Origin of the sequence: Roseivirga sp. (assembly GCF_049099775.1) — a bacterium.
Taxonomy (GTDB): Bacteria; Bacteroidota; Bacteroidia; order Cytophagales; family Cyclobacteriaceae; genus Roseivirga.
In genome coordinates, this window is the sequence record NZ_JAGDZM010000004.1 from 643519 (window position 1) to 656198 (window position 12680).

13 protein-coding genes are annotated in these 12680 nt (G+C 38.2%); 8 read left to right on the forward strand and 5 right to left on the reverse strand.

What is annotated here, in order from left to right; genetic code table 11:
- Window positions 1–25 precede the first annotated feature (25 nt).
- The 5 genes from recN to JXQ92_RS07310 all read left to right on the forward strand — a co-directional run bounded on the left by recN (window position 26) and on the right by JXQ92_RS07310 (window position 5385).
- Entirely contained in the window at window positions 26–1678 is a 1653-nt protein-coding gene (gene recN, locus JXQ92_RS07290) for a DNA repair protein RecN (RefSeq protein ID WP_421985943.1), read from the forward strand.
- Window positions 1679–2031: 353 nt separating this feature from the next.
- Window positions 2032–2847, forward strand: a complete 816-nt coding sequence (locus tag JXQ92_RS07295) for an enoyl-ACP reductase FabI (RefSeq protein ID WP_421985944.1) — start codon at window positions 2032–2034, stop codon at window positions 2845–2847.
- A gap of 43 nt (window positions 2848–2890) precedes the next feature.
- Window positions 2891–3700, forward strand: a complete 810-nt coding sequence (gene ispE / locus JXQ92_RS07300) for a 4-(cytidine 5'-diphospho)-2-C-methyl-D-erythritol kinase (RefSeq protein ID WP_421985945.1) — start codon at window positions 2891–2893, stop codon at window positions 3698–3700.
- A 42-nt stretch (window positions 3701–3742) separates the two neighbouring features.
- A complete protein-coding gene (locus tag JXQ92_RS07305; protein ID WP_421985946.1) occupies window positions 3743–4537 on the forward strand; it encodes a M23 family metallopeptidase in 795 nt (264 codons plus the stop codon).
- A 44-nt stretch (window positions 4538–4581) separates the two neighbouring features.
- The gene (locus tag JXQ92_RS07310; RefSeq protein WP_421985947.1) at window positions 4582–5385 is read left to right on the forward strand and encodes a M23 family metallopeptidase; all 804 of its coding nucleotides are present in this window, start codon (window positions 4582–4584) and stop codon (window positions 5383–5385) included.
- Window positions 5386–5392: 7 nt separating this feature from the next.
- On the opposite strand, the gene JXQ92_RS07315 is transcribed toward JXQ92_RS07310, so the two are convergent.
- The 3 genes from JXQ92_RS07315 to tgt are packed head-to-tail and all read right to left on the reverse strand — an operon-like array spanning window position 5393 to window position 8507.
- Window positions 5393–6298, reverse strand: a complete 906-nt coding sequence (locus tag JXQ92_RS07315) for a DMT family transporter (protein ID WP_421985948.1) — start codon at window positions 6296–6298, stop codon at window positions 5393–5395.
- On the reverse strand, window positions 6298–7377 hold the full coding sequence (locus tag JXQ92_RS07320; RefSeq protein WP_421985949.1) for an LptF/LptG family permease: 1080 nt from the start codon (window positions 7375–7377) through the stop codon (window positions 6298–6300). The genes JXQ92_RS07315 and JXQ92_RS07320 overlap by 1 nt, the downstream gene beginning before the upstream one ends.
- Entirely contained in the window at window positions 7377–8507 is a 1131-nt protein-coding gene (gene tgt / locus JXQ92_RS07325; RefSeq protein ID WP_421985950.1) for a tRNA guanosine(34) transglycosylase Tgt, read from the reverse strand. The genes JXQ92_RS07320 and tgt overlap by 1 nt, the downstream gene beginning before the upstream one ends.
- A gap of 168 nt (window positions 8508–8675) precedes the next feature.
- On the opposite strand from tgt, the gene JXQ92_RS07330 reads away from it, so the two are divergent.
- From JXQ92_RS07330 to rsmG, 3 genes are read left to right on the forward strand one after another with little or no spacing between them, the layout of a single operon-like run.
- Window positions 8676–9677, forward strand: a complete 1002-nt coding sequence (locus tag JXQ92_RS07330; RefSeq protein ID WP_421985951.1) for a glycosyltransferase — start codon at window positions 8676–8678, stop codon at window positions 9675–9677.
- Window positions 9668–10276, forward strand: coding sequence for an RNA polymerase sigma factor (locus JXQ92_RS07335; RefSeq protein ID WP_421985952.1), 609 nt, complete (start codon window positions 9668–9670; stop codon window positions 10274–10276). The genes JXQ92_RS07330 and JXQ92_RS07335 overlap by 10 nt, the downstream gene beginning before the upstream one ends.
- 53 nt (window positions 10277–10329) lie before the next feature.
- Window positions 10330–10956 carry a 16S rRNA (guanine(527)-N(7))-methyltransferase RsmG gene (gene rsmG / locus JXQ92_RS07340; RefSeq protein ID WP_421985953.1) on the forward strand — a complete coding sequence of 209 codons (627 nt, stop codon included), beginning with the start codon at window positions 10330–10332 and terminating at the stop codon, window positions 10954–10956.
- On the opposite strand, the gene JXQ92_RS07345 is transcribed toward rsmG, so the two are convergent.
- Both JXQ92_RS07345 and JXQ92_RS07350 read right to left on the reverse strand, forming a co-directional pair.
- Window positions 10950–11330 (reverse strand): hypothetical protein, encoded by a 381-nt coding sequence (locus JXQ92_RS07345; RefSeq protein ID WP_421985954.1) that lies wholly within the window; start codon window positions 11328–11330, stop codon window positions 10950–10952. The genes rsmG and JXQ92_RS07345 overlap by 7 nt on opposite strands.
- A gap of 79 nt (window positions 11331–11409) precedes the next feature.
- Window positions 11410–12642 carry an ABC transporter permease gene (locus JXQ92_RS07350; protein WP_421985955.1) on the reverse strand — a complete coding sequence of 411 codons (1233 nt, stop codon included), beginning with the start codon at window positions 12640–12642 and terminating at the stop codon, window positions 11410–11412.
- Window positions 12643–12680 lie beyond the last annotated feature (38 nt).

A 12680-nucleotide genomic window follows, 5' to 3' on the forward strand; every position in this document is an offset into this window, starting at 1 on the left:
CTATTCGAATTGATACTTTTGCTTTATGCTCAAGAGTCTTTCGATAGAGAACTATGCCCTGATCAAGCAGCTTCAAATCAACCCTGACAAAGGTTTGAACATAATTACCGGTGAAACGGGCGCAGGCAAGTCTATTATGCTAGGTGCACTTGGCTTATTACTCGGACAAAGAGCGGATACAAAAGTACTTTTTGACAACTCCAAAAAGTGCATAATTGAAGCAAATTTCGATATATCAGCATATCAGCTCGTATCGCTTTTCAATGAATTTGATATTGATTTTGACCAAGAGTGTATTATTAGAAGAGAAATAAATGCCAATGGAAAATCGCGCGCATTTGTCAATGATTGCCTGACCAATTTAGATTTTCTGAAAAGACTGGGCGCTCGGCTGATGGATGTTCATTCTCAACATGAAACTCTCCGTTTGGCACAACAGAGTTATCAATTAGAAGTAATTGATGCTGTAGCGCAAAACCAAAAAAGACTTAATACATTTCAGACACTCTTTGGAGACTATCAGGAGAAATACGGTATCTACACAAGTCTCATAAAGGAGAGTGATGAAATGAGAAAAGAAGCTGACTATCATCAATTTCTTTTTGAAGAATTAGATAAGGCTCAGCTTGAAAGCAACGAGCAGGAGTCTTTAGAAACAGAATTAAATAAGTTAGAAAATGCAGAAGAGATTAAGTCAAAACTCTTCGATGGATTGAACCTTGCCGACCGAGCAGAGATTAGCATTTTAAATATGCTTAATGAACTTAAAGGAGCATTAAGTCAGATTAGTAAGTATAGTGAAAACTATGAAACGCTAAATCAAAGAATTGAAAGTCTAGCGATTGAATTAAAAGACATTGTTTCTGAACTAGAAAACGAAGAAGGAAGCGTTGAATACGATCCTGAAAGGGCGCTTAAGGTTCAAGAAAGGTTAGACCTGATCTATAAGCTACTTCAAAAACACCAAGTTTCTTCAATCGATGACTTAACGAAAATCTATGAAGATTTAGGAAACAAGGTGCTGCGCGTTAGCAACCTTGACGATGCTATTGATGAAGCAAAAAAAGAAGCAGACCAAGCTTTTAGAATTGCAGAAAAGGCAGCAATGGAACTCTCAAAGAAACGTCAGTCCATATTCAGTCAATTTGCAAAAGAAACCACTCAACTCTTATCCGGATTAGGCATGCCAAATGCTCAAATCTCATTAAAACACAGCTTAGTGGATTTAAGTATTAATGGTATAGACGAAATTGATATACTTTTCTCTGCTAATAAGGGCGTTGCCCCACAACCATTAAAACAAGCAGCTTCTGGTGGTGAATTTTCACGCTTAATGTTCTCAATCAAATATATACTGGCTGATAAAACTGCTTTGCCAACAGTAGTTTTTGACGAAATAGATACAGGAATTTCAGGCGAAATAGCCATTAGAATGTCTGAAATGATGCTACAGATGGCAAAAAACCATCAAGTGATCACCATTACACACCTTCCTCAAATAGCTGCCAAAGGCCAGGCACATTATTTTGTTTATAAGGACCAGTCATCGGAAACTACTACTAGCCAAATTAGGCTATTAAACGAAGAGGAACGATTAACCGAAATCGCTGAAATGATTGGTGGCAAACAAGTTACATCTACGACAATAGACTCTGCAAAAGCATTGATGAAGTCATAAACTCATCTTTTAACTAAATTGAAAAACTTCTGTTTTAACAAAAAAATAGGTTTAGTAAGTACTAAGCTCGTTTCGATTCCAGAACAATTAAATGGACTATGGAATACAAATCGAATCATTCATAATGTTGAATTACAAACATTAAATAAACGAATGGCTAAAACTTCAATTCCAGATATAGTGAATTGATAAATGGAATAGTTTCACCTAATGAAAGCCGCCTAAATCCTGTCTTAGGAACAAATTTTGAATTCTAAGTTATCAGGAATATATCTGCCGCATATTGAGGCTTTAAAATTCATCAATCTCAAATCAAATACTTACTTTTACAGGCTAATAAAGACCAAAGAAATATGTCACATAACCTATTAAAAGGAAAACGAGGAATCATTTTTGGCGCTTTAGATGAGCGTTCAATTGCTTGGAAAGTTGCACAAGTTGCTAAAGCAGAAGGAGCTACTTTCACACTTACAAATGCACCAATCGCTATGCGTATGGGGGCTATTAACGAGCTAGCTGAAGAATGTGGTGCAGAAATTATTCCTGCGGATGCTACTTCTGTAGAAGATCTTGAAAACCTTTTTACAAAATCAATGGAAATCCTAGGTGGTAAGATTGATTTCGTATTACACTCAATCGGAATGAGTCCAAATGTTCGAAAAGGTCGTGACTATGGCAATTTGAATTACGACTGGTTGCAAAAAACCTTAGATGTTTCAGCTATCTCTTTTCACAAAGTGATGCAAACCGCTGAAAAACTAGACGCAATGAACGAATGGGGCTCAATAATGGCACTTTCTTACATTGCTGCACAACGCACATTCCCAGATTATTCTGATATGGCCCATGCTAAATCAATGCTAGAGTCTATAGCGCGAAGTTATGGTGAACGTTTTGCTCGCTTGAAGAATGTTAGGGTCAACACCATTTCACAATCTCCTACAATGACCACTGCGGGCACTGGAGTTGGAGGATTTGATGTATTTTTCGATTATGCCGATAAAATGTCGCCACTTGGAAATGCTAGCGCATTAGATTGTGCTAATTATACGGTAATGTTCTTCTCAGACTTTACGCGTATGGTTACCATGCAAAACTTAATGCACGATGGAGGTTTTTCTTCTTCAGGTATTACAGACGCTTTAATAGAGCAACTTAAAAAAGACTAACAGCGCAAAGTGGTTCTCATGCAAATGGGAATCACTTTTTTGTATGATTGTTTTCCCAAATGCAAAAATAAACCTCGGCCTTCAAATCACGGAAAGGCTTCCAAATGGATACCACTCCATTAACACTTGCCTATACCCAATACCTATTACCGATGCCCTAGAGGTAATACCTAGCAAAAGGACAATATTCGAATCTAGTGGCATTGAAATTCCCGGAAACAGCAAAGACAACCTAGTTTTAAAAGCCTATAAACTTCTGAAAAGGGATTATCCGCTTCCTGAACTTACGATCCATTTACTAAAGAATATACCAATGGGCGCCGGTCTTGGTGGTGGATCTTCTGATGGTGCATTTATGCTCAGCTTGCTCAATGAGGCGTTTCAACTGTTTTTAGACGACTCCATTTTAGAATATTACGCCGAGCAACTCGGAAGTGATTGCCCATTTTTTATTCAAAACACACCGGCAATCGGCACAGGTACTGGCACCGAGCTATCACCCATTAAATTATCCCTTAGCGGCTATTATCTACAACTAATTAAGCCAGAAATTCACGTTTCCACGCAATCCGCCTATGCAGGCGTTGTTCCTAAAAAAGCTCCGCTGAATATTGAAGAATTATTATTATCAAAGGACTTCGATTTATGGAAAGAATCCCTTGTTAACGACTTTGAGGATTCTGTTTTCAATCAGCACCCATCATTGAAAAGCCTAAAAGAATCACTATATCTATCAGGTGCTTTATATGCAGCTATGAGTGGTTCTGGATCGACAATTTTTGGGGTTTTTGAAAAAAAACCGGAACCAATTGATAGTTCTGCGTTTAGCTTTCAAGAAATCATACCACTTTAAAAGGTCGCATACAGGTTTTCGCTTTACGTAATCTTGATTGACATGAAAATTAACAACATTACCATTTTAATGATTCTCCTACTGATCATTGGGCAATCCTCCCTACTTGCCATGCAATCAGACATAAGCTTTGAGGCCAGAAGTAAAGGAGATACTATGAAACTCTACATTTCAAACCCGAAACCATACGCACAGACTGTCAGCCTTAAACTGGCCTACTCGAAGATGAAGCTTGACGGGGAGCTGAAGGAGTTTATTGTGGTACCTCCAAATACAGACAACTTTGTGGCTGCTAAATTCTTTATGGAAGATATAGCAGCCTCTAAATTAAATTGGGCTGGTTCTCAGTATTTCATGGGCGATATCTATGCTAAACATGATGACGAATATGTTTATTCCCTACCCTACAGAAAGGGAGATTCTTACAAAATAATCACCCCTAATAATGCCGAAAACTATTTTCTACTTATTGGAATGTCAGAAGGAACTCCCATTCGCGCGGCTAGAGATGGTGAAGTACTATTAGTTAGAAGCGACTCTGAAACAGGTTGTGCAGTAGTTGACTGTGCAAAATTTGCCAACTATATAATCATTCGACACAGCGATGGCACAATGGCCTTATACAGCCACCTTCGTAAAAATGGTGTGGATGTAAAAGTCGGAGACTTAGTTAAAGCAGGAGATTACATTGGCTCAAGTGGGAATACTGGATGGAGTAAATCACCAAGACTTAGATTTGAAGTTTTCAAAGGCAACAAAACGATTGAGACGAAATTTAGGTTGAGCAAAAAATCTACTGGCTATATAGAAAATGGAATGAAATATAAATCCAGATAATCTAGAATACGTGTAATAAACTGTATGCAAATCGTTTCCTCTACATGATTAGAGTTTTTTTCTTACTCATTCTACTACCATTCTCCTCTTTCGGTCAAGAGAATGCACTCAAAATTTACGAGGAAAGAATTGATGGATTCATACTGATATTTGCCGATAACTACGGACTTACTCCTCAGACGGTTGTTATCAATGTAGAATCTAAAGGGCTGAAAGTTGATAAGCCTTTGCCTAAGCATATTGTGGTTCAAGGCAAAAAGAGAAATCAGTTACTCGCCAAGTTTATCGTTCCAAAAAATAGAGGCTGGACCTTTTCCTACAAATTCGAATACATGGAAGGTGACGTTGACGCGGTGCATAATGATGAATATGTATATCAGCTACCTTTTGCGCAAGGAAGCTCCTTTAGAATGACCCAGGGTTATAATGGTCGGTTTACGCATCAAGGGGTCAATGCGTTAGATTTCACAATGCCTGAAGGTGAAACCGTTGTTGCTGCCAGAGAAGGCCTTGTCGTAAAAGTAAGAGAGGATTCTAATCGAGGCTGCGCGTCTAACCGATGCATTGATGACAGTAACTTCGTTAGAATTCTTCATAAGGATGGTACTATGGCCGAATATCATCACCTACAACAAAATGGGGCAATTGTGGCTGAAGGCGACAAAGTGAAACGTGGACAGCCAATCGGGAGATCTGGTGCTACTGGTTATGTATCAGGGCCTCACCTCCACTTTCTAGTATTTAAAACGGATGGACAAAAACAGATCGATTTTAAAACGAGATTTGAATATGCCAAAGGAAAAGTCAGTTTCTTAGAAACCGGAGTTCGCTATAAAGCCTTTGAATAAAAAAGCACTAGGGCCTAGCGTTTTGCAACCGCTTTCTTTTCCTGCGTTTTATGATAGGATATGACAATACTGCCCCAATAATAATGAGCGTACCATAGTAGAAACCATTACTCATTTGCTCTTTCTCCCCATAAATAATAAGCGCCATTAAAATACCATAAACAGGCTCTAAATTGATAGTTAGGTTAACAGCAAAGGCCGAAATTCGCTTCATGAGTTCCACAGAAGCAGAGAAGGCATAGACAGTACAAACCACTGAAAGTATGAGTAGTAACCCCCAGTCCTTTAGGTTAGGAATGGCATATGCAGCTTCATTCAAGAAACTGACCTTGTAAATGGGTATAAAGATTGCTATCGCCACACAGGCGGCGAGCATCTCATAAAACGTAATGCCATACTCAGAATACTTTTTAGCAAAACCTGCATTAAGAACTGAAAACACCGCTGATAATAAAGCAGAAAGAATGGCTAAGGTGAGGCCAACTGCATTATCGAATTCAAACCTAAATATGATGTACAATCCAAAAATCACGATTAACCCAAGTAAGACCTCTATTGGTTTTACCGATTTTCTTGTAAAAATTGGCTCAATCAAACTGGTCCAAAAAGTGGCAGTAGCCATACCTGCCAGCGAAACAGATATATTGGATACTCTCGCAGATTCAAAAAACAGAAACCAGTGCATGGCAATAACCAACCCTGTCAAACTGAGCTTCAGAATAACGCTTGGTTCGAATTGAAAGCTTAATTTTTTGATGATCATAAAGCCAGCAATCACAATCGCAGCTAAGCCCGTTCTATACAACACTACATCTGCAGCAGTTATACTCATCTCTTTGCCTATGATGGCCGTAAAACCCCATAGAAAAACGATGAAATGAAGTTTAGCGAAATCTTTTACTGTGGCGTTCATTACTTAGGTACTAAGCGGTAAAGGAGTACACCTAGAATTGAAAATGCAATATTGGGTAGCCAAATAGCCAGAAGTGGATTCATTGAACCTGTTTCGGCATTGCTTTTTGCTGCTATAAAAAGTATAATATAGATGAAGGCAATAAAGAAGCCGAGTGCTATTTGGAAACCTACCCCTCCACGAGTTTTTCTAGACGACAATATCACACCTATGAAAGTCAGAATAATGGCTGTAAAGGCTGACATATAGCGCACCAGTAATTCTATTTCGTAGATGGCAATGTTATCAGCACCTTTCATTTTCAGGTCTTCTATGTATTCCTCAAGCTCATTGATGGTGAGGGTTTGCTCTAATCCTTTTGTATTACCAAAGTCGGCCGGCGTCATATTTATTTTCACCAAAGTATCATTCTGGTACTTATATTTATACGTCTCTTCCTCTTGTTCAAAGGAACGTAAACTCCACTTGCTTAAGCTCCAAGCCAGTTCTGTAGTATCCCACTTAGCTTCCCGAGCGGAAAGCTTCCATAAAACTTCCTTGTCTTGGATTTCTTCTAATGTAAATCGAAAAGCTACATCATTCTGGCTATCGTAAGAAGATACATAAGCATACTTTGTGGGTGATACCTTAATATGAACATCTCTTTCACTATAATTAAATTCCTTATCAAAGTATTGAATTTCGAAGGCCACTCTAAACTTATTCGCATTAGGGATGATCCAACCCGTTAGAAAAAAACTAGCAATGGCTATAATGACTGATCCAAAGAAAAATGGTCTAAGCATTCTTGGATAACTAACCCCACCACTTAAGATGGCAATTATCTCAGTATGACTTGCTAGCTTAGAGGTCACAAATACTGTTGCAATAAATACTGTTATCGGTGTAATAAGATTGGCGATATACGGCGCGTATGACAAGAAATACCTCAGAATTAGGCTTGCCGGAACATCGTTTTTAATAAAACTCTCATTCCTTTCCGAATAAGTAATAATCAATACGATAGCTACAAGAATCGCCACTACAAAAACAAAAGTGGTTAAAAATTTCTTGAGAATATATCGATCTAAAATCCGCATTAAAGTCTTCTTGTTAGCTTCTTTACCATCACGTTTTTCCAATCAATAAACGTGCCTTCTTCAATTTTCTTCCTGGCCTCTCCCACTAGCCATAAATAGAAAGATAGATTATGAATACTAGCGATTTGCGCCCCTAACATTTCCTTACTATGCACCAAATGACGTAAGTATGCTTTAGAATAAAAAGAATCCACATACCCTCCCAGTGCTTCGTCTACCGGCGAATAATCACTTTTCCACTTCTCGTTTCTAATATTTATAATTCCTTCTGAGGTGAAAAGTAAACCATGTCGGGCATTCCTAGTAGGCATAACGCAATCGAACATATCTACTCCCAAGGCAATACACTCTAAAATATTTTCAGGCGTACCTACACCCATTAAATATCTCGGCTTATCCTTTGGAAGAATATTACAGACAATTTCAGTATGCTCATACATCATTTCTGCCGGCTCGCCTACTGAAAGTCCACCAATTGCATTTCCTTCTCGACCAAACGACGCTATTGTTTCAGCTGATTTCTCACGAAGATCTTTGTAAGTGCTGCCTTGAACAATTGGAAATAGTGTTTGGCTATAGCCGTATTTATCTTCAGTCGTATCAAACCTATCGCAGCATCTTTTCAACCATCTATGGGTCATATCCAATGATTTCCTAGCATAGCCGTATTCACATGGATATGGTGTGCACTCATCAAAAGCCATAACTATATCCGCACCAATAGTTCTTTGAATGTCTATGGCATATTCCGGAGTAAAGGTATGTTTAGAGCCGTCTATATGTGACTTAAAAGTAACTCCCTCTTCCTTTATTTTTCTTGTATTGGCGAGTGAATAAACCTGATACCCACCAGAATCCGTAAGTATTGGACCATCCCAGCCATTAAATTTATGTAATCCGCCGGCGCCCTCAATTACATCTAGGCCAGGTCTTAAGTATAAATGATATGTATTACCTAAAATGATTTGAGCAGAAACATCCTCTTTCAGCTCTCTTTGATGAACCGCCTTTACCGTTCCTGCAGTTCCTACGGGCATAAAAATGGGTGTTTTTATCTCACCATGATCGGTTGATATAACCCCAGCTCTTGCCTTCGACCCTTTATCCTCTGCTTCTAACTTAAAGTCCATTACAACTATTTGATCGCACAAAAATAGCAGTATTGGTCAATTCTTATTTCTTTGAAACTTATTCTTTCTTGAATGCTCACTTTAGTCCTATATGTTTTCGTCGCCGTACTAGTAGTACAGGTGTGTTTTTATGTACGATTCAATACAGTTATCAAAACAGAAAAGGGAATGAAGCATAAAGCCGAAAAGTCCGTTTCTGTGATTATTGCGGCCAGAAATGAATCAATTAACGTAGCTGGATTATTGGAAAAACTTAGCCAGCAGACGCACTGCGACTTTGAAGTGATCATAGCCAATGACAGGTCGGAAGATGACACTTTAGACATTTTAAATAGCTACACAAAGAAGTTTGGCCACTTTCATCATATTGATGTTTCTGAGCTACCCGATGGATGGTCAGGAAAGAAAAACGCCATCTATCAAGGGATAAAACAAGCAAAAAATGAAGTTTTGCTATTCACCGATGCTGATTGTATTCCTAATTCAAATCAATGGATCTCAGAAATCAGCAATGCCTTTAATCCTGATATAGATATTGTTTTAGGGCTCTCCCCTTATCAATACCGTCAGGGGTTTTTGAATAAATTCATTCAGTTTGAAACACTTTTTACAGCTATACAATTTGTAGGCTTTACTAAAATGGGTAAGCCCTATATGGGGCTCGGTCGAAACATGGCCATAAGACGCTCAAAATATGATTTAAGCCTTCTTGAAAGTATTTCAGATCATGTGGGTGGGGATGATGATTTAATGGTCAATGCCTTGAGCAACTCCAAAAACACAATTGTCATTACTAGTCACCAAAGTCAAACTCAGTCTCTTCCTGAAAATTCTTGGGGCGATTACTTTAAACAGAAAATTCGACACTTATCAGCCGGAAAGTACTATCAGAAAAAAGACAGAACGCTTTTAGGCCTTTTTACGTTATCTTTTCTGTTTGGGTGGATATTATTTTTCACATTGTTGGTTAGTGCTTTAAATCCATATTTCATTTTGACTGCCTTCGCACTCAGGAGCTTGTCATTTTATGTTATCTTTGCCCGCTTAGGTCGAAAACTCGGTTCACCCATAAACTTATGGAGTGTTCCGTTGTTAGATCTTTGTTACAGCATTTACTATCCAATAGTTGGTTTAAAAGCGTTGTTAACTAAAAATATTCAATGGAAGTAGGTAAGCAGTTTTCAGATAAAGCACTTGAAGATTTTAGATTAATTGACTTAGCAGTCTCTGGTCAAAATCAACAGGCTTTTGCTGATTTAATGCAACGATATAAAAAGCCGGTCTATCACATGATTCTAAAAATGATTAGAAATGTGGATGATGCAGAAGACTTAACTATCGAGGCATTTGCTAAAGCATTTAAAAACCTGCACAAGTTTAAAAAAGACTTCACTTTCAGTACTTGGCTTTTCAGAATCGCAACGAATAATACCATCGATTTTATCCGTAAAAAGCGTCTTGATACCATGAGCTTGGATACGTCTTACAAAGATGATAATGGCGATTCAGTATCGATTGACGTTCAGGATAAAAATTTAAATCCTCAGGAGGAAGCTATTAAAGCACAAAAAATTGAATTGGTTAGGATGTTCGTCACCAAACTCCCGGCTAAATATCAGCGGCTTGTGAAACTTCGTTATTTCGACGAGCTCAGCTATGACGAAATTGCTAAAGAGCTGGAAGCTCCCCTAGGTACAGTTAAAGCGCAATTGCACCGCGCAAGAGAATTAATGTATGACTTGGTAAAGAGTAAGAAAGACCATATCTAAATTCGGGTAAGTCATACCTTTCAATCATTTACTATCAGTTTATATAAACAGTAATGGAGCTTCTTCATAAATACTTTCCTGATTTAAGTCCCATTCAAAAGGAACAGTTTTCTAAACTACCTGCCTTATACGCTGAATGGAATGAGCAAATCAATGTGATTTCCAGAAAAGACATTGAAAATATTGATGAGAGACATATTATTCACTCTTTGGCCATTGCAAAAATAGTCTCCTTCAAAAAAGGCACTACCCTTTTAGACGTAGGTACAGGTGGTGGTTTTCCAGGTATTCCATTAGCTATATTATTTCCTGAGTGTCAGTTTCATTTAATTGATTCAATTGGCAAGAAGATTAAAGTAGTCAATGCCATTGCAAACACACTAGGCTTAGAAAACGTAAAAGGTCAACATTGCAGGGCTGAAGAGATCAAAGATGAATATGATTTTGTTATCAGCCGAGCGGTTACTCGACTTGGTAAATTTTACCCTTGGGTAAAGAAAAATTTCAAGTCGAAATCAAGGCATAAAACCAAGAATGGAATTCTTTACTTAAAAGGGGGCGATCTTTTAGAAGAACTACAGGAGTCTCGCTTAAAAAGAATAGCCACCCATAAACTGAGTGACTATTTTGATGAGGAGTTCTTTGATACTAAGAAAGTGATTCACGTTCCTGCTCAATAATCTTCTTCTTCGCGTCTTTTAGCAGTAAATACAATAATGCTATAAATTCCGAGTAGGGTTCCGAAAGGAAAGTTCAGCAAACTGATAACGCCATAGATAAGCCCAGGAATGTTAGCCCATTTTTTCTCGCCAATAAGCCCTATCCCGATGATTAAACGTGGTACAAAAAACAATAATGCTATTCCCCAAACTATTGAGCTTATGATATCGAATATCCAAAGGACATTTGGATCGAAATCATCTTCTCTCATGGCCATATCTAGGATAAAATCCATCAATTGATCGTAGAAAGCAAAACCAATTAGCCAGAACGCGCTAAATACAACGAAGATTATACCGATGACTTTTTTATGTACGGGGTCCTTGAAATCCATAATTGATAAGTTTTATATGTCCCCCAAGATAAAAAAAGTCTCAACAAGTTGAGTCTTTTTAATCAGCGCTATGAACCGCTTATTCAAATCTTAATGACTCGATTGGGTCGAGGCTTGCCGCCTTTTTAGCTGGAATGTACCCAGAGACAACACCTACAATCAAGCAAACAACTAAGCCTACAGTAATCCATACCCAAGGAATAACGAAAGCCCCTCCAAGGAATTGGGCGATGACATTACCAACGATTATCCCCAGAATTGCCCCAACAACTCCTCCCATCTGACAAATAACAACAGCTTCAATCAAGAACTGCTGCAGAATTCTTTGTGGTGTAGCACCAAGAGCCTTTCTGACACCAATTTCTCTAGTCCTTTCAGTCACAGTTACCATCATAATATTCATGAGGCCAATGGCTGCACCAAGAAGTGTTACAGCACCTATACCAAAACCGGCCCAACGCATACCATTTGTAATGTCGTCTAAAGCTTCGGTTACCGAATCGCTTCTTTCCAATTCAAATGAATCTTCCTCGCCTATTTCATCACCCCTTACTTTACGCATGAAACCTGTGGCTTCACCCATGGCATAATCAATGTTCTCTGGGTTGGCTATCATTGTAGTAATATTGAACCTCATCGTACCACGACGATCAAGCCTTTTTGCATTGAGCAATGGGATTATAATATTTCTATCTTCCTCTGTATCACCTCCAAAACCACCTTTCTCTTCCAAAACACCAATTACACGGTAATTATTTCCGTAAAACTTTACTGTTTTATTGATAGGGTCTTCATTCTTTTCGAAGAGAGATTTCACTACTTCGGTTCCTAAGATGCATACATAGTTACCATATTGCGTTTCTAAAGATGAAAAGTTCCTACCCTCTTCTATATCGATGCCTTTGATGGTAAAATAATTCTCATCCCCACCAGTAATTGAAATATTCGGGTTAGTCTTCTTTTCTTCGTACTTAATTTCAGCAGCTCCACTTGCACGAGTAAAAACTGTGGTTGTTGAAGGGTAATCAAAATCTTTTTTGAATCGCATTGCTTCATCGAACCCAATCGGTTCATAAGATTTGGATTTCCTTCCATTCCTATTACCTCGAACAAATTTCGAATTCACATCAAAACTATTGGCTCCGAGATTGGATAAACTTGAATCTATTTCACTTTTTATTCCATCTACGGCCGTTAGCATTCCGACTAAAGAAGTAATCCCAATGGCAATAATTAAGCCTGTTAAGACCGTTCTTAGGATGTTGCCTTTAATAGAAGTTATACCTTCACTAATATTCTGCGCTAGATTCATTGATCTATGTTAGTTTTTGCTCGTTACAAATGTATGAG

Bases quoted from the DNA above. Each gene is read 5' to 3' on its own strand.
- recN (WP_421985943.1), top strand. From the start codon at position 26: ATGCTCAAGAGTCTTTCGATAGAGAACTATGCCCTGATCAAGCAGCTT.
- JXQ92_RS07295 (WP_421985944.1), top strand. From the start codon at position 2,032: ATGTCACATAACCTATTAAAAGGAAAACGAGGAATCATTTTTGGCGCT.
- ispE (WP_421985945.1), top strand. From the start codon at position 2,891: ATGATTGTTTTCCCAAATGCAAAAATAAACCTCGGCCTTCAAATCACG.
- JXQ92_RS07305 (WP_421985946.1), top strand. From the start codon at position 3,743: ATGAAAATTAACAACATTACCATTTTAATGATTCTCCTACTGATCATT.
- JXQ92_RS07310 (WP_421985947.1), top strand. From the start codon at position 4,582: ATGATTAGAGTTTTTTTCTTACTCATTCTACTACCATTCTCCTCTTTC.
- JXQ92_RS07315 (WP_421985948.1), bottom strand. From the start codon at position 6,298: ATGAACGCCACAGTAAAAGATTTCGCTAAACTTCATTTCATCGTTTTT.
- JXQ92_RS07320 (WP_421985949.1), bottom strand. From the start codon at position 7,377: ATGCGGATTTTAGATCGATATATTCTCAAGAAATTTTTAACCACTTTT.
- tgt (WP_421985950.1), bottom strand. From the start codon at position 8,507: ATGGACTTTAAGTTAGAAGCAGAGGATAAAGGGTCGAAGGCAAGAGCT.
- JXQ92_RS07330 (WP_421985951.1), top strand. From the start codon at position 8,676: ATGAAGCATAAAGCCGAAAAGTCCGTTTCTGTGATTATTGCGGCCAGA.
- JXQ92_RS07335 (WP_421985952.1), top strand. From the start codon at position 9,668: ATGGAAGTAGGTAAGCAGTTTTCAGATAAAGCACTTGAAGATTTTAGA.
- rsmG (WP_421985953.1), top strand. From the start codon at position 10,330: ATGGAGCTTCTTCATAAATACTTTCCTGATTTAAGTCCCATTCAAAAG.
- JXQ92_RS07345 (WP_421985954.1), bottom strand. From the start codon at position 11,330: ATGGATTTCAAGGACCCCGTACATAAAAAAGTCATCGGTATAATCTTC.
- JXQ92_RS07350 (WP_421985955.1), bottom strand. From the start codon at position 12,642: ATGAATCTAGCGCAGAATATTAGTGAAGGTATAACTTCTATTAAAGGC.